The sequence below is a fragment of the Marinoscillum sp. MHG1-6 genome, from assembly GCF_024714475.1.
Lineage (GTDB): Bacteria > Bacteroidota > Bacteroidia > Cytophagales > Cyclobacteriaceae > JAMZMI01.
Genome location: NZ_JAMZMI010000005.1, coordinates 39,685 through 57,548, shown reverse-complemented (window position 1 = coordinate 57,548; position 17,864 = coordinate 39,685). Strand labels below are relative to the sequence as shown.

12 protein-coding genes are annotated in these 17,864 nt (G+C 42.0%); 8 read left to right on the top strand and 4 right to left on the bottom strand.

Annotated features, from left to right (window positions below; translation table 11 throughout):
• Nucleotides 1-75: 75 nt before the first annotated feature.
• On the top strand, nt 76-1,818 hold the full coding sequence (locus NXR94_RS12485; protein ID WP_258104981.1) for an ATP-binding protein: 1,743 nt from the start codon (nt 76-78) through the stop codon (nt 1,816-1,818).
• Nucleotides 1,819-1,896: 78 nt separating this feature from the next.
• Nucleotides 1,897-3,549, top strand: coding sequence for a patatin-like phospholipase family protein (locus tag NXR94_RS12480; RefSeq protein WP_258104980.1), 1,653 nt, complete (start codon nt 1,897-1,899; stop codon nt 3,547-3,549).
• 2 nt (nt 3,550-3,551) lie between these two features.
• Here NXR94_RS12480 and smc read toward each other — a convergent pair whose 3' ends face one another.
• Entirely contained in the window at nt 3,552-7,073 is a 3,522-nt protein-coding gene (gene smc / locus NXR94_RS12475; protein WP_258104979.1) for a chromosome segregation protein SMC, read from the bottom strand.
• A gap of 130 nt (nt 7,074-7,203) precedes the next feature.
• Here smc and NXR94_RS12470 point away from each other — a divergent pair, with 130 nt between their 5' ends.
• The gene (locus NXR94_RS12470) at nt 7,204-7,668 is read left to right on the top strand and encodes a hypothetical protein (RefSeq protein ID WP_258104978.1); all 465 of its coding nucleotides are present in this window, start codon (nt 7,204-7,206) and stop codon (nt 7,666-7,668) included.
• 74 nt (nt 7,669-7,742) lie between these two features.
• Here NXR94_RS12470 and NXR94_RS12465 read toward each other — a convergent pair whose 3' ends face one another.
• Both NXR94_RS12465 and NXR94_RS12460 read right to left on the bottom strand, forming a co-directional pair.
• On the bottom strand, nt 7,743-9,029 hold the full coding sequence (locus NXR94_RS12465; RefSeq protein ID WP_258104977.1) for a citrate synthase: 1,287 nt from the start codon (nt 9,027-9,029) through the stop codon (nt 7,743-7,745).
• A 78-nt stretch (nt 9,030-9,107) separates the two neighbouring features.
• Nucleotides 9,108-9,932 carry a prohibitin family protein gene (locus NXR94_RS12460; protein WP_258104976.1) on the bottom strand — a complete coding sequence of 275 codons (825 nt, stop codon included), beginning with the start codon at nt 9,930-9,932 and terminating at the stop codon, nt 9,108-9,110.
• A 155-nt stretch (nt 9,933-10,087) separates the two neighbouring features.
• Here NXR94_RS12460 and NXR94_RS12455 point away from each other — a divergent pair, with 155 nt between their 5' ends.
• From NXR94_RS12455 to NXR94_RS12435, 5 genes are all read left to right on the top strand, one after another.
• The gene (locus NXR94_RS12455) at nt 10,088-12,856 is read left to right on the top strand and encodes a phosphoenolpyruvate carboxylase (protein ID WP_258104975.1); all 2,769 of its coding nucleotides are present in this window, start codon (nt 10,088-10,090) and stop codon (nt 12,854-12,856) included.
• Between the two features lie 201 nt (nt 12,857-13,057).
• A complete protein-coding gene (locus NXR94_RS12450; protein WP_258104974.1) occupies nt 13,058-14,014 on the top strand; it encodes an Ig-like domain-containing protein in 957 nt (318 codons plus the stop codon).
• Nucleotides 13,998-14,873, top strand: coding sequence for a hypothetical protein (locus NXR94_RS12445; RefSeq protein ID WP_258104973.1), 876 nt, complete (start codon nt 13,998-14,000; stop codon nt 14,871-14,873). Before NXR94_RS12450 ends, NXR94_RS12445 begins: the two co-directional genes overlap by 17 nt.
• 89 nt (nt 14,874-14,962) lie before the next feature.
• Nucleotides 14,963-15,478, top strand: coding sequence for a hypothetical protein (locus tag NXR94_RS12440; protein ID WP_258104972.1), 516 nt, complete (start codon nt 14,963-14,965; stop codon nt 15,476-15,478).
• The gene (locus tag NXR94_RS12435) at nt 15,475-16,503 is read left to right on the top strand and encodes a DUF6588 family protein (RefSeq protein ID WP_258104971.1); all 1,029 of its coding nucleotides are present in this window, start codon (nt 15,475-15,477) and stop codon (nt 16,501-16,503) included. The genes NXR94_RS12440 and NXR94_RS12435 overlap by 4 nt, the downstream gene beginning before the upstream one ends.
• Before the next feature lie 7 nt (nt 16,504-16,510).
• Here NXR94_RS12435 and tyrS read toward each other — a convergent pair whose 3' ends face one another.
• Nucleotides 16,511-17,809 carry a tyrosine--tRNA ligase gene (gene tyrS / locus NXR94_RS12430; protein ID WP_258104970.1) on the bottom strand — a complete coding sequence of 433 codons (1,299 nt, stop codon included), beginning with the start codon at nt 17,807-17,809 and terminating at the stop codon, nt 16,511-16,513.
• Between the last annotated feature and the right edge of the window lie 55 nt (nt 17,810-17,864).

The window sequence follows — 17,864 nt, the reverse complement described above, 5'->3', positions numbered from 1 at the left end:
TTATCTATTATTGACTAGTCAATTAATACCAACTTGCTACCTTTTCACCCTTTGATAAAGAGTTATTTACTCGTTATGGCTGTTTGTCTGGCTGCATGTCCGATGAAAGCTCAGGACAGTTGGTCGGATATTCTCAAAAAAGGACATGGGGCAGTGCAATATTACTGGTACCCAAATAACATCGAAATCACCAAGTCAAAGGACATTCTTGATGGTATCGAATTTGATCTATCCACGGCTTTCATTCAATACCTTGAGAAGAAACATGATGTCTCCATTACTTTAGAATGGAAAGAAACAAAAAGCTTTGAAGAGGTCATGGACAATATTAAGGATGGCCAGAGTGGCATGTTTGGAGCGTCATCTTTTTCTATCACAGAAGAAAGGAAGGCCTACTGGAACTTTACACCGCCTTATCTGGCGGATATTGCGGTACTTGTTTCCAATGCAAAGCTCCCTGTTGTTCTCACGAATTCGGAGTTTCGTAAGGTATTTGATGGAGGGACAGCCATTACCATCAGGAAAACGACCCTCGATGCATCCATAAGAAGGCTTGAAAGAGAACAGAATATAAATTTCAACAAGATTTATGTAAAGAATAGTGGCGAGATCATTGATGAAATATCAAAGCATGAGAATGCCTTTGGATATATCGATTTACCAAATTTTTTAATTGGATTGAATGCAAGTAGATCGGTTCGAAGACAATTTTTTTACCCATATAAGTTAGAAGGACTGGCATTTATTTACCCTAAGAATAGTGACTGGGAGGGTGCAGTGAATGATTACTTTACAAGTGACACATTTGAGAAGGACCGAACCCGAATTATTAATAATTATTTAGGAGAAGATGTTTCGGCTACCATCAATCGAATTTCTAAATCGGCTGAAATAGGTCCTTTAGAGGAGATTGCTATTTCTCAAAGGGAACGGGAATTGCAACACCGGGCTTTGCTGGAGTCAACAATAAAGGATAAGGATCAGATACGCGCCAACATTGTTATGGCCCTGATGACGATTATTACGATTCTGGTTCTTTTGTTTCTAATAGTTAGATACCGAATCAAACATAAGGCGAATGTGATGTTGATGGAGCATCAGGAGGTGATTGAGCAACGAAATGCTCAGCTGCAGGCGATCAATCAGGAGAAAAATGATTTGATCCATGTATTAGCTCATGATTTAAGGTCTCCTTTGACGCATATTGCCGGTATAGCGGAGATTTTCGAGTCCCGGGAGGATTTACCGGATGATGTAAAAGAACTGAATCAGTTTACGGTTCAGGCGTCCAAAAAAATGACCAATATGATTTCGAAAATATTGGATACCGATGCCATTGACTCCGGGATGCGAAACATCCATATGGAGAGTTTTGATGCCAACGAAGTCATTGAATCAGCATGCCGTGAACATGGTTCCAGTGCGTCGGAGAAGAATATAAAACTGGAAATGGTTCGAGGAGAAGGAGTTGTTGCCTGCGCAGATAAGTTTTATACCCACCAGGTGCTGGAAAACCTGATTACAAATGCGATCAAATATAGCGAGCGAAATACGAGAGTGCTGATCACATCTGTCTTAAGAGGAAATTGGGTTAGGTTGATTGTGAAAGACCAAGGGCCTGGCTTTTCAGGTCATGATGCAGATAAAATTTATAGAAAATATCAGAAGTTAAGTGCCCGACCAACAGGTGGTGAGCATTCAATGGGACTTGGGTTGCATATCGTCAAGCAATACACAGAGATGATGGGGGGAACCATTAGTTATGAAACCAAAGAAGGGCAGGGGACTTCCTTTTTTATTGATCTCAAAAAGGCATAGCCCATTTTCTGTTAATTAATTATTGCAATTGACGTAATTGAATGCGTTATTGGGAGAGATTATAATAAACTCTCCTAAATGAGCACCTCATCCAAAGTCAATCTCTTCGAAAATATAGCCCTGGCCTTTAGTGGGGGTGGTTTTCGTGCCGCTTCTTTTTGCCTTGGCGTACTCTCTTATCTCAATCATTTCAAGTGGAAGGATAAAACACTGCTACATCACGTAGCCGGGCTTAGTACTGTTAGTGGCGGGACCATTGCAGGTGCTGCATACGCCAAATCAGCTGCGGCTCAACAGCCTTTTGATGCTTTTTTTAAAGACATGAAATCCTTTCTGAACGGTGACGAGGTACTGATTGAGGCGTTGGATAAATTGGAGAATGAAGATGTTTGGGCAAATACAGATAAGAAACATACACTAGTCAATGCATTTAGCATAGCTTATGCGGATTCCCTGACCGATGAAACCTTTGGCTTTCTTAAGAAGAACCCCAGCCATTTACAGGATATATGTTTTAATGCCACCGAGTTTTCATTTGGTTTGGCATTCAGGTTCCAATTGGGAGGGGATTTTGGTAATTACCGTATCGACCTGAATCGATTCGAAGCGGCCAGGGATTCCATCAAGATAGCAGATGCAGTAGCCTCTTCTTCCTGTTTTCCTTTAGGTTTTGCACCTATGATTATGCCGGATGATTACCTGGATCATGATCATCCCGAATATCAGGAGATCAAGAAATTGGAGTATTTTAAAGATGGAATCGGCTTAATGGATGGAGGTATTGTGGACAATCAGGGTATTGGAAGTACCATGCTCGCCAATAATAGACGCAAAAACGGACAAAAGTATGATCTGGTAGTCGTCTGTGATGTGGCCAGCTACAATATGTCACCCTGGGAGCAATCAGATGATGTGATCAATGAGGGAAAAACGATCAAGCAAATAGCGCAAAAGATACTTTCGTCCATTAAGGGTAATTGGATAGGTTGGATCGTGTTGTTGGTCGGGTTGGGGCTTACCTGGGTGGCGGCAGCTGATATTTATCCAGATTTTAATGTGTTGGGTTATTATATAGGAGGAATTATCACTTTTGTCGGTGTGTTGGCAATCTTGGCCAGATTGGTCCTTGGCATTGGTCTAAGATTGGCTGTTTGGTTTCTTAAAAAATGGGTTGAGAAATTGATTCCGAAATTTTTCCTTCAGAAGGTCAAATTCTTCGATGACCTCAAAATTGAGCTGATGAAACGGATGATTGAAGAACGGGTGACTTCCGGAGTGAAAATGGTGAGCGAGGTATTCCTCAAACAGATTAGAAGACTGAACTATGATCTCTTTTATAGAAACAATGAATTAAAGAAACGAAGAGCTACTGTCCTTATTTATCAATTAACAAAGGATCAGTTTGAAGGTAACAAATCCACGGAAACGAGAGGAGAGAAGCCGATTCCCGGCGTCCCACTTCCGAGCCCTGAGATATACAAATGTGCGCAGACTGCATCAGAAATGGCGACCACGCTTTGGTTTACTCCGGAAGACATAGAGGTGAAACGTTTGGAAAACCTGATTGCCTGTGGTCAGTTTACGATCTGTTATTCCTTAATTAGGTATCTAACCGGAATAAAGGCCTCAGATACCAACAGCACACAAGACGAAATTGATAATCTTAAGGCAGCGTTGGTTGCTGACTGGACTGAGTTTGTTTCCAATCCCTTTTGGCTTTTAGACGATTAAGCTTATGCTAGTTCTCTCAGGTCGACAGGAACGACTCTTGATACTCCTTGTTCGATCATAGTAATACCGTAGATGACATCTGTACTGGCCATGGTACGTTTGTTGTGTGTTACAATGATGAACTGAGACTCCTTGGAGAACTTGCGAATGATTTCATTGAACTTGTCAATGTTCGCATCATCCAAAGGCGCATCTACCTCGTCGAAAATACAGAACGGAGCAGGCTTCAAAAGGTAGATCGCAAACAGAAGAGAAGTAGCCGTTAAAGTCTTTTCTCCTCCGGATAATTGATTAATTGTCAATGGCCTTTTCCCTTTTGGTTTTGCCATGATTTCGATAGGGGAGTCCAGCGGATTATCAGGATCAGTAAGCTTGAGTTCGCAATCATCCTCTTCTGTAAATAATGTACGGAAGACCTTTATGAAGTTATCCCGGATATTTTCAAAGGCATCGAGGAATGTTTCCTTAGCCACCGTATCAATTTCATTGATCGTGGCCATTAAAGATTCCTTGGCTTTCAGCAGATCTTCTTTTTGGCCCGTGATGAAATCATGCCGTTCTTTAATCTCTTCGAAGGCCTCCATTGCCATCGGGTTGATCGGTCCCATGTTTTCGATCCTGCTTTTAAGTCTTTCTACATTTTCCTTAAGTTCCTCTTCGGATTTCTTAAGTTCCTCTTCGTTATCGAAAATTTCAACCTGGTTCAGGTCTACATTGAACTCTACAGACAAGCGTTCTTTGACTGAGTTCAGCTTAAGCTTGGTTTCGTTCAGCTTGTTTTGCCATTCCATCAATATCTGGTCGTTGGACTCGCGCATACGTTGAAGTTCTCTTACCGCCTTTTCTTCCTCGTCAATAACTCCTCTGGCTTTGTAGTATTCTCTTTCAGCTTCGTTGACACCTTGTTCGATCGATTCTTTTTCCTCATACATGCCGATAAGATCGTCGTCGCTTTCCTCGGCTTTTTTCATCAATTCATTCAGGTCATTGATCGCATGTTGTAAGTCAGCCTGATTTCTTTCGATTCTGGCGGCACTGCTACTTGCTGCTTCTTCTTTGTACCCAATTTCCTGCTTGACGCTGTTTACCTTGTTTTGCTGACGATGGAAGAGGACGTTTTCTTCGTTGAAGGCTGTCGATTTCTGGCTGAGGGCTTCGTTTAGGTCTTCAAGATTTTCACGGTAGATTTCTACCTGACTTTCTAATTCAGTCAGTAGCTCTCTGCTTTCTGAACATTGAGGTTTCAGCGATTCCAGTTCTTCACTTAGCTCGCTGATTTTTTGTTCGATGTCCTCTCTTTTCGTTTCATTGGAGGATAACAACTCAGTGAACTGCTCTTGCTTGGTCTTGATGCTAATGTACTTCTCATTAACATGGCCGATCTCTTCCTGCAGGTTGGAAAGCTCTTCGGACTGACTGGATTCCTTTAATTTGTGAAGCTCATTTTGAGCGTCGTTGATCGAAGATTCTGTAGTTTGTTGTTTCTTCGTTAAGTCTTTTATTTGGACAGCAAGCTTTTCAAGGTTCTTGGCTCGACCAATTCGCTTTCCTTCAAATAAACCTACAGATCCACCTGAAATATTGAATTTTCGGTGAATGACCTTACCGCCTTTTTCAACGAAAATAGTACCGGGTTGAGGGCGATCAGGAATTTCACTTTCGTAGATGTAGACATTTTCCAGCAGATAGCTGATCAGCTTTATGTATTTTTCGTCGTATTCTACCACCTCCGTAGCAGCGGTAGCATATTCTATTAGAGGGGCTTCAGCAATATGATCTTTGAGTGACTCAAGTATAAAAAAATGAGCACGCCCCCGGGAGGCATCACTTAACAGGTTTACCGCTTTAAGGGCATCTTCCCTGGTGTTCACCACATAATAATTCATGTAGGGCTCCAGGTAGTTTTCAATTGCAATGCGGTATTCCTCCGGACAGGTGATGATGTCCGAAAGGAGAGGAGCGTCCTTCCAGCTACTGTTTTTCTTCAGGAACTTGATGGCCTCCGGGAAACCTTCCAGGTTATCTACCAGAGACTTCGTCAGGTTATATTCGTTCTGCTTGGAGTCAAGGGTTCGATTGGTCTTGGTCAATTCCTCACGCATGAGGTCAACACGCTTTTGTACAGACTCAATCTTGTTCTTGAGGTCCTCTTCTTTACTCTTGAGCTTTAGGTAGATCTCAGTCTTCAGATCTTTTTCATTACCAATTTCGGTCAGTTTTGACTCGAAGTCGCGCAGGTTTTCAGATTGCTGAGAAGAGTCCTCTCTGGATTTCTTTAACTCATTCTGAAGGCTATCAATCTGGATCTCCTTGATCTCTATTTCTTTACTTAGCTGAAAGACCTCTTCACGTTTGGAGGTATATCTTTGGCTGTTTTCATTAAGGACGGCCTGTGCCTCCTGCGTTTGAGATTTCTGTTCATCCAGCTCCGTTTGGAGGTGCTCGAGTCTGTTGTTGATCTCAGACAGGATGCTTTGCGCTGTTTCTCTTTCTTTATCCAGACTGCTCAGAGAGAACAATGCTCGTTCGTTACTTTGCTTGTCCTGAGAGATCTGTTCGTTCAGGTTGTCGATGCGAGCGTTCAGGTATCGCTGACGCTCATTTTTGATCTTCTTATCACTCTCATACTGTCGGATTTTCCCTACATGCTCGTTAAGAGATTTTTGTCTGGAGGATAGAAGCTTTTCTTTGCTTACCAGGTCTGCTTTGGCCTTTTCAATAACCGCTTCTTTTTCATTCATCTGGGCTGTAAGCGCACCTTTCTTATCACCACTGGCTTCTAATTCCTTTTGAATGGTATCCTTGATACTGTTCTGTGATTCAATGGATTTCTTCGCTAAAGCAATGCTTTTGAGCTTATACTCTTCCTTGATCTCATAGTATTTTTGAGCTTGCCTTGCCTGCTTTTCAAGCGATTTGAGATTTTTCTCAATTTCAAAAAGCAGGTCTTCCACCCGGTCAAGGTCATCATCCGTATCACCAAGCTTCTTGAGTGTTTCCTTTTTTCGAATTTTGAACTTGGAGATACCTGCCGCTTCCTCAAACAAACTTCTTCTCGAGTTGTCTTTGTCGTTGAGCAGATCATCCACCATCTTCAATTCTATGATCGCGTAGGTATTGGACGCGATACCTGTATCCAGGAATAGGTTGGTGATGTCCTTTAGTCGGCAGGGCACACCATTAAGTAGGTATTCGCTTTCACCGGAACGGAAATATCGCCGGGTGATGGTCACTTGTGAGTATTCAGTGGGTATGAGGTTTTTGGTGTTGTTGAAGGTCAGTGATACTTCCGCAAGCTGTGTCGGCTTTCTGGACTTCGTTCCATTGAAGATCACATTTTCCATTTTGTCTGAGCGAAGAACACGTGTTTTTTGCTCTCCCAGCACCCACCGGATGGAGTCTACCACATTGGATTTACCACAGCCATTCGGCCCGACAATTCCGGTGATTCCCTCATCAAAATTTATTGTAACTTTATCCGCGAAGCTCTTAAATCCTTTTATCTCGAGACGGGTTAGCTGCATAAAGTATGGGTGGTTTTCAGACTATTATAAACCATCAAATTAAAATAAATATAGGGATAAGATCACTATGGATGATATTCAATTTTGGGTGTATTTGGTATTTGGCTTGATTTATTTGATCATGAGGGCCATGCGCAAAAAAAAGGTGCAGGACGAATACCAGGAGGAAGGCATGGATGTACCTCAACAAACACGGAATAGACCAAAGACTTTTGAGGAGCTTTTGAGGGAATTTACGGATGAACAATCCGAGGAGCATAAGGAGACCATGCTGGACGAATTCGCTGAAGATCAAAGAAATGAGCCGGACCCTGTGACCGAACCTGAAACCCATAAGCCTGGTGAAAGAGACCGATCTAAACGTACTTTTGCTGATGACGAGAGTAAACGCGTCTATGAAGAGTCGATTAAAATGGCAGAGGGTTCGGATATTCAGTTCGAAAGAGATTCACATTTTACATCCGGAATCAAAAGGAGGGAGGATCCTGAAGAAGAGGAGAACCCAATAGGTAAGGAAATATTGGCTGCCTTGCAAAACCCTAATGAAGCTAAGAAAGCGGTGGTTTTGAGTGAAATATTGAATCGAAAGTATTGACGCCAGAACGAAAGCCTTCAAAAGAAAAAGCCCTGACCATCGGTCAGGGCTTTTTCGTTGCTATGTTTTTTTTCTTATCTCTTAGAGACTGGAACGTAGTCTCTTGAATTCGCTCCAACGTAAACCTGTCTTGGTCTTCCGATAGGCTCTTTGTTTTCGCTCATTTCTTTCCATTGAGCAATCCAGCCCGGTAAACGTCCAAGAGCAAACATTACGGTAAACATCTCAGGTGGAATACCCAATGCTTTGTAAATGATGCCAGAGTAGAAGTCTACGTTTGGATATAGTTTTCTATCTACGAAGTACTGATCTTCCAATGCTTCTCTTTCAAGGCCTTTGGCGATATCCAAAACAGGGTCATTCACACCAAGCTTTTCTAGTACATCGTCAGCCGCTTTTTTGATGATCTTAGCTCTTGGATCAAAGTTTTTGTAAACTCTGTGACCAAATCCCATCAATCTGAATGGATCATTTTTATCCTTAGCTTTTGCCATCCATTTTTTAGTGTCGCCACCATCTTTTCTGATGTTCTCAAGCATCTCAATAACTGCCTGGTTAGCACCACCATGAAGAGGGCCCCACAACGCATTGATACCTGCCGAGATAGAAGCGTAAAGACTTGCCTGCGAGCTTCCAACAATTCTTACAGTTGACGCAGAGCAGTTCTGCTCGTGGTCGGCATGAAGGATCAATAATTTATCAAGGGCTGCAGTGACTACCGGGTCAGCTTCAAACTTTTCGGTAGGAAGCGCAAACATCATTTTTAAGAAGTTTGAGCAATAGTCGAGAGAATTGTCCGGGTAATTTACCGGATGCCCCATTTGGTTTTTGAATGCCCATGCGGCAAACGTTGGCATTTTAGCCAAAATTCTTATAATGCTCATTTCAACTTCCTCTTCCGGTCTGTTAGGATCAAGACTCTGTGGATAGAAAGCCGTCAATGATGTTACTAAAGAAGAAAGAACGCCCATTGGGTGTGCGGTAGAAGGGAAACCATCCAATAGTTTCTTGATATCCTCATGCACAAGGGTATGCGTCGTGATTTTTTGCTGAAAATCAGAAAGTTCTGAAGCAGAAGGCAAAGAACCATAAATCAAAAGATAGGCTACCTCTATGAACGTAGACTGATCCGCTAACTGCTCAATTGGATACCCTCTATACCTAAGAATACCTTTTTCTCCATCCAGAAAGGTAATTGCACTTTTTGTAGAACCTGTGTTTTTAAATCCAGTGTCGATAGTGATCACCCCAGACTGAGCTCTTAGCGAACTTATATCGATTGCCAACTCGTCTTCCGTGCCTTTGACCAATGGTAGTTCGTATGACGAACCATTGACCTTGATTTCTGCTTTATCCGACATTTATTTAATCTGTTGTTTAGTATTTAAGAAATGAAGTTCAAAACTACGTATTATTACTTAATTTTTTCTATTTGTTTTTTAATCTCCTCCCAAAATCAATGGTAAGCCGCTTTCACCGTTTCCAATAACGATGATTTTGGTGTTTTGAGAATTAGCAAGGTCCTGAGTAGCCTCAATTCCTCTCATCTTTAACAGTTCCTTAGTTAAACTGCTGTTAATGATTTTGTTAGCTGTTGATTCTCCTTCTGCGGCAATTCGCTTTCTTTCCGCTTCACTCTTCTCTTTTTCAAGTTTAAACTGGTAAGCCAGGGCTTCTTGCTCTTGCTTCAGTTTATTTTCAATGGCCAGTCGAATTTGCTCAGGAAGTTTGATTGAACGAATCAAAAGAGCTCTCATCTCTATATTGTTACCCGCAGCACCGAGAATATTTTCGGTTTCTGTTCTGATAGCTGCTTCTACTTCAGGACGCTTGGTGGAGTAGATCTCTTCCGCGGTGAATCTACCCATCACTTGTCTTACCGTGGACCTCACTTCAGGCACGACCAATCGTCTTACATAATCCCGCTGAAAAGTCTCATAGATCTCGCCAATGCTATCATACATAGGATGAAATCTTACTGTCACATCCACATTAATATTCAGACCGTTTTTATCAAGTACGTCCAGGGTTTCTTCGATCTGATTTTCAGTGACATCATAGATGTAAACATCGTTCCACGGAGCTTTAAAGTTAAATCCAGGTCCGATTACGTTTTCTTTATCCAGACCTCCTGAAAACTTTCTAAACATAACGGCGCGTTCACCCGCCTGAACTGTAAAAAATAAGCTGTTTGAAACTGAAATTATGATGATGATTGCAATCGCGATGGTAATTACAACAGGTAGATACTTTCTGTTATCCATTTTCAGGAATTTTAAATGAAGTGGGTAAAGTTAACACAGTAAAATCTTTATAGTAGAAAAAAAGCAAACCAATATTTTTTTACTAATTACTCAACTAATGACTGCAAATTTTGCGAATTATAATACATTTTTGTTTTTTCATTAGATATCGAAGAATGATGCAGAAAACTTTAAACCTCCTTATTGATACTCTTGGAAAACCTTATAAAGACCTTAAGTTTTTGCTTGAGGCTCTTAGGGAAATATTGATCGAGAACGGCGAGACTGAAATGGCTGATGAGATTCCGTGGATCAATGATCTCCCTGATCTCGATAAGAAGGAATTAACAGAAAAACATATCCAGTTGTATTCGCTGGTATTTCAACTAGTCAACATGGTTGAGGTAAATGGAGCGGTACAACATAGACGTACATTGGAAGATGAGGATCTTTCTTCAATTAGTGGTCTTTGGGCCAATAACTTCAAGAAATTGAAGGACATCAAGATTGATGAGCGGGATATTGCGGTACGTCTAAAAGATATTAACGTGGAGCCGGTATTGACGGCACACCCTACAGAGGCGAAAAGAGCCACGGTACTTGAACATCACCGTGAGTTATACCTTTATATCGTGCAGATGGAAAACCAGATGTACACTAAAAAGGAGCTAGACAATATTCGCCATAATATTAAGCAAACCTTATATAGGCTTTGGAAAACAGGAGAGATCTTCCTTGAAAAGCCGGACGTGGCTTCTGAGCTAAGAAATATTCTCCATTACCTAACGAATGTATTTCCAGAGGTTATCTCTGTTCTGGACAGAAGAATGGTTCAGGCCTGGGAAGATCAGGGTTTTGATAAAAAGACGCTATACGAACTGAATTCCTGGCCGAAACTGAGCTTCGGTGATTGGGTTGGTGGTGATAGAGATGGTCACCCATTGGTAACTGCCAGTGTGACGGATGAAACGCTCCATACCTTAAGGTTGAATGCGATTGTGGTGGTAAGGCGTAAGATTACCAACCTGTTGAAGCATTTAAGCTTTACAGCTGAGATGGACGAGGTGAATGCAGAATTCAAAAATCGCTGTCTCGAGATGATCAACGAACTTGGTGCAAGGGGAGAAGAGGCCTATGCCAGAAATCGTGGAGAGGCCTTTCGACAGTTTCTAGCATTAGTGAATTCTAAATTACCTGTTGATACCAGAAGAGGTCATGCTACAGAAATCCATGAGTATAAGGGATCTTACCTCGTTGCAAAAGGATTGGTAGAAGACTTAAAATTATTACAGTCTGCATTGAGAGAGTATGGCTCTATCACGATTGCCAATGATGATGTGCAGGAGGTGATCAGGGTCGTGGAGTCATTTGGATTCCATCTTGCCTGTGTTGATATCAGACAAAACAGTGCTTTTCATGATAAGGCCATCCAGCAGTTGTTAGAGGCGGCCGGTATAGAAAAGACAGACTTTGGCAATTGGTCTGAAGAAGAGCGTTTGGAATTCCTAAACCAGGAATTGAAATCTAACCGACCTTTTGCGCATGAAAATACCGCTTTGGGGGAAAACGCAACGGCGGTTTTGGAATGCTACCGTGTAGTAGCCAGTCACGTGGCTAAATATGGCACGGATGGTATCGGTTCACTCATCGTGAGTATGACCAGATCTGTTTCGGATCTGCTTGCAGTGTTCTTGCTGGCACGTGAAGGTGGATTGGTGAAACAAACTGAGGCAGGCCCTGTATGTGTTATTCCGGTTGTTCCTTTGTTAGAGACCATTGAGGATCTTGAGAATGGTCCTGAAATCATGAAAGGGTTCTTGAGTCATCCATTTACGGAACGAAGCCTTAAGTACATTCAGGCCAGAGAAGAAACAAAGTCGCCATTACAGCAAATCATGGTGGGCTATAGTGATAGTAATAAAGATGGTGGGATTATGGCCAGTCAGTGGCACTTATTCAAAGCCCAAACCAAGCTTTATGAAATCGGTCGTCAGTTCGATGTTAAGGTGCAGTTCTTCCATGGTAAAGGTGGTTCAATTAGTAGAGGAGCGGGTCCGACCCACTACTTTATTAACTCATTGCCTCATTCCAGTCTTGATGGTACGCTGAGACTTACCGAACAAGGGGAGACCATTGCACAGAAGTATGCCAATAAGGTAAATGCTGAATACAATATCGAGCTATTGGTAGCTACGACTGCTGAGAAGACAATAAGAAATAATTTCACGGAAAGAAAGCCTCATCCGGTCGCTGATATTTTCGAAAAACTCGCTTCAGATAGCAAGCGTCACTATGAGAATTTGATGAGGGAAGAAGGTTTTATTCCATTCTTCAGGGAGGCAACTCCAATCGATGCGATCGAAACCAGTAAAATTGGTTCTCGACCTGCAAAAAGAACCGGTGCAAATACTTTGGAGGATCTCAGAGCTATTCCATGGGTGTTCTCATGGAGCCAGTCAAGATTTAACATGACCTCATGGTACGGAGTAGGTACCGCACTGAAAACTTTGAAGGATACGAATCCTGAAGGTTATGGCGAATTTAAAAAGGCCATCAAGCACGATGCATTCATTCGATATGTCATGACCAACGTGGACACGAGTTTGGCTGCAACTGATGAAGGGATCATGGAAATGTACATTTCCCTGGTTACCAATGAGGATATCATGAAGAAGTTTGGTGAAATGTTCCTTTCAGAACTGAAGCTAACACGTGAAATGCTTATGGATGTATTGGGCGAGGGAATAGAAAAGAGACGTAAGAACCATTACTTTTCTAATATGCTTCGTTCCTCTTTGCTGGACTACCTTCACAAGCGTCAAGTAGCGTTGCTTGAAGTATGGAGAAAGCAGAAAAAAGCCAATGATCCTAAAGCAGAAACTACCCAGGTTCAGCTCATGCTGACTATCAATGGTATTGCGTCTGCAATGAGAAATACAGGATGATCCCTTGATCATCAATCACAGAAACAAAAAGCCCTGACCACTCGGTCAGGGCTTTTTGTTTAATACAATTTTAACACGGAATGTTACCATACTGACATTCCATCTCAGGCATAAACTGATCATATCATTATCATTGTTAATGAGAATAGCATAGACAATAAACCCCCAGATACAATGATATTGACCTTATGCAAAATGTGCATGTCCCGAAAACGCTCATTGCTAATACCTTTTTTGGTATTGATCTCATGCGTGGGCACAGAGAAGTTTGACGATCCGATTGTTGGTGAAACGCTGGTTATTTCAGCTTCTGAAACTAATATTCTGATTGGTGAAACTACTCAGCTACAAGCGGTCTATAAAGATGAATATGGTGTGGAGTCGATGGCAGATATAGAATGGATAAGTTCGGATACTACGGTAGCCACGGTTTCAGATGGGCTGGTTAACGGGATCTTCAATGGTCAGGCACTTATCATGGCTAAAACGCTGGATATTAATGAAAATGTTTTGATGAGTAATGCGATAACAATAGTTGTGACGGAACCCTCAGAAGATCTAGCCCTGGTGGTTATCGAGGCATCCAAAACGATGTTAATGGTAGGAGACACTGTTCAGATAACCTATGATGCTAAAAATGGGTTTGGAGACCCTTATACCGGTGATTCACTAAGATGGGAAAGTAATAATCCGTCGGTGCTATCAATTGATCAAAGCGGGCAGGCCATAGCCAGAGCCGAAGGTTCTGCAATGGTGCTTTTAACTATAGATTCAGTAGAAAGTAATATGCTGTTGTTCGCGATTGGGGATGCAGGTGGAAACATGTCCATTACAAAAGGCTTTACGACGGACCATTATCAAACGGAAGGAATGGTAACGCTGGCCAAGGAAAAAGATGGAGATATAACTTTAACCACTAGTGTAGATTTCCAGGTGAGTAGTGTTCCGGAACCATGGATTTATTTATCCAATTCTACGGACGCCAATGTTACACTCGCACAGGGGGTGGCTGTGGCCGATTTGACCAACAACCTTTCGGGAGTACAGAGCTACAATCTCACCAGTATTCAGGCTGATATAACCCTTACGAGTTATCGCTATGTGATCATTCTTTGTAAACCATTCGCAATTACGATGTCTCATGCGGATATGTTTTAAAGGAAATCATTTAGGAGGCCTTCTGGTCCTGACAACACTTTTGCTTAGTCATTGTTTTGTTGCTCAGGCAGGCGGGGGCTGGACTTATGATAAGGGTAAAGGGTTTTTTAAGATTGGTCAAAATGCCATTTTTGGAAATGCCTATTTCAATAGTAATGGGGACGTTGTTGACCTCACAAGGTCAATCAATTTATACACTTCCAGTCTTTACATGGAATATGGAGTGTCAGATCGGCTGAATGTGATCCTCTATGCTCCGTTTTTCGTTCGTTCAACATTTGCGTCAGCGCAATTCGTACAATCGGGGATAGTACTGGAAGGAGACGAAATGAATGCGATTGGTGATATTAACCTGGGAATGAAATTTGGTATCATCAAAAGCGGACCGATTGTCCTAAGTGGCTCTATCACCTTTGGTTTACCACTGGGCGAAACAAGCGGTGGAAATACCGGTTTGCTCATGTCAGGTGATGGGGAGTTTAATCAGCTGTTCAAACTAGATGCCAGCCATTCGTTTTATCCTGTCCCTTTTTATGTGTCTGCCCTGGTAGGAATAAATAATCGAACCCGAGACTTTTCTGAAGAATTTCATGCCGGACTGGAGGCTGGTTATACCATTGGATCGCTAACGGCTATCATGAAACTTTACAATATTTCGTCATTTTATAATGGCGATGCCTCTCCATCCGCAGGTAATGGTGTTTTTTCGAATAATACAGAATATTTCTCCTATACGCCTGAACTTAATTATTCCTTCGCTAACAGCCTGGGGATTTCAATTTCAGCCGGGTTTGCGTTTTCGGGTAAAAGGATACTCGCCAGTCCAAACTGGGCGCTAGGAATATTCTATGAATTGTAGCAATTAGAAGTTTATAGTCAAAACATTGAGCTCTTTCTTTTGAGGTGCTATATTATTAGTATAGCTTTAAAAAGAAATTATTGGAAGATATGAAGAAATGGGTCACTCTTCTATCTACCGTCCTATTATGTATTTCCTGTGGAGAAGAAGCCAAAGAATTTGATGTCTCCAAAGTAGCTGAGTTCAACTTCTCTGTTGATCAGGATTTTCTCTCTTTCATAGATGAGCCCAGAGATCTTGATTTTGCCATTGAAGGTGGGTTGCAGGAATACACGAAATATGCTGAATCGTACAAAATCAATAGTGTTTCTTATCGTTACACTCCGCGGAGTGGTAATTTATCAACTACGGGGAATGTAACCTGTTTGCTGCTTCTTGACACGGTTGAGACGTTATTATTTGAAAGAATTCCGTTCGACTTTTCTTCACCATCAGAAGAACTCGCTGAGCTAAGTAAGGAGACCTTAGATACGTTGAGTGCACAGGTAAGTGAGTATGGAGGTCTTACAGTACGTGTCATTTGGGAAGTCGATACACTGCCTTCACATTTTGATTTTTCTCTTCTTCTCGACACTTCTATTGAAGTAAACCTGGATGCCGAATGAAAACAATCAAATCTTTAATCATCGCATCCCTTTTATTGTCAGTTATTCAATTGGTGCATGGCCAAAGTGAAATAGATACCTATTTGCAAATCGGCGCTACAGACGGGCAAAAATATATCTCACACTATACCAGGCCTTTGTTTGAGGCGGTGGGCTTTGGATTTACCTCCGGTTGGTATAATACCGCAGAAGCTCATCAACCCCTTGGCTTTGACATCACGATCATGGGGAATGTAGTTTTCATACCTCGAGCAGAAAAGACCTTTTTATTTAAAAATAGTGAGTACCGTAAGCTTACGACCTCATCAGGACAAAATGAGAAATTATCATCGATTTTCGGGCCCCAGAGTAAAAATGAAAGACCTGAGTTAACCATAAAGGACCAAAATGATGAAGTACTTGCCAGGATCACGTCACCACCGGGAATGATCAACCTTAAAAGAGAGATTGGGGTGGATGCAGTTCCCCTTCCAATGGTACAACTAGGGTTGGGTGTTTTTAGAGGTACGGATCTTAAGTTTAGGTATTTGCCAAAACTCCATTTTTCTAATGAAACCTCCGTTTCGATGTTTGGCCTGGGCATTCAGCACGATATTGGACAATGGTTTCGCAGGTTGAGAGTATATGATATCAGCTTTGCGGTGCTGGGAGCTTTCAATGGGTTGACCGCGAGTACGGATCTGAGTTACAATCAGGAGGGAACAGAAGATAATCGTGGGGAATTCAAAATGAATGGGATTAATCTACAGATGATCGCATCGAAAAAATATGTGGAGGTACTGACTGTATTTGGTGGTTTTGGATACTCCAGATCCGGTTCACGCATACAGATACTCGGATCCTATCCGGTGGATAGTCAGTACGATCCAATTCCGGAAGACCCAATAGATCTAAAAAACGGTAATAGCAGCCTGAACTTCACAGCCGGTTTGACATTAAAATTAGCTGTATTCACCCTGAGCGTTGCCCACACGGTGCAGGATTACCAGGTTACCACTGCCACCTTCGGAATCAGTGTTAGGTGATCCCTGATTAATTGACTTTAATCAGGTAGTAGTTCTTCTTTCCTTTTTGCGCCAGAAGATATTTGTCCTGCAACAGGTCAAACGCCACCTCCGCATTAGGATCAGTTATTTTTCCTTTATTAATGCTTACTCCGCCACCTTTTATCATTTTCCTTGCCTCACCTTTTGAAGGAAAAATGATGCCTTCAGTCACCTCACTTAGTAGATCTGTGACGTTAGTAACCGCATTCAAAGTAGATTTACTGATTTCCACCTGAGGAACACCTTCAAATACTTGCAGCAAGGTCTTTTCATTAATTGCAGCAAGGTCTTCTGTAGTAGATTTCCCAAACAGGATATCAGAGGCTTTCATTGCCATGTCAAGATCCTCTTTAGAGTGGACCATTATTGTTATCTCTTCCGCTAATCTCCTTTGAAGCGCACGGGCATGAGGTGCCTCTCTGTGTTCAGCAATTAGACCTTCAATTTCATCCTGTTTCAGAAAGGTGAAGATTTTGATGTATTTCTCTGCATCCTCATCAGAGGTGTTGAGCCAGTACTGATAAAACTGGTATGGTGATGTTCTTTCGGCATCCAGCCATACATTGCCGCCTTCTGTTTTTCCGAATTTGGTTCCGTCAGCCTTAGTGATGAGCGGACAAGTCAGTGCGAAAGCTTTACCACCACCAATTCTTCTGATCAGTTCAGTTCCGGTGGTAATATTTCCCCACTGGTCACTTCCACCCATCTGTAGCGTACAATCAGCTTCCTGGTATAAATGAAGGAAGTCATAACCTTGTACTAGCTGGTAAGTGAATTCTGTAAAACTCATTCCCTCAGCAGATTCAGACGAGAGACGCTTTTTTACAGAGTCTTTGGCCATCATGTAGTTGACTGTGATATGCTTACCCACATCTCTGATGAAGGAAAGGAATGAGAACTCCTTCATCCAGTCATAGTTATTGACCAGCTTGGCAGCATTGGGAGCATCAGAATCAAAATCAAGAAACCTTGAAAGCTGCTCTTTAAGAGCATCCTGATTATGTCTCAAAGTAGCTTCGTCAAGAAGGTTACGCTCATTGGATTTTCCTGAAGGGTCTCCAATCATACCCGTAGCACCCCCAACGAGGGCATAAGGCTTATGTCCGCATTCCTGAAAATGCTTTAACATCATCACGCTCACCAGGTGACCGATATGTAAAGAGTCTGCAGTAGGATCGATACCCACATAGGCAGCACGCATGCTTTCCATCAGGTGCTCATCTGTTCCAGGCATTACATCGTGAATCATGCCTCTCCATTTCAGTTCCGCTACAAAATCTTTCATCAGTCTCTGTTTGTATTTGATGCGCAAAAATAGAAGCCTTGACAGAAAAGAAAGG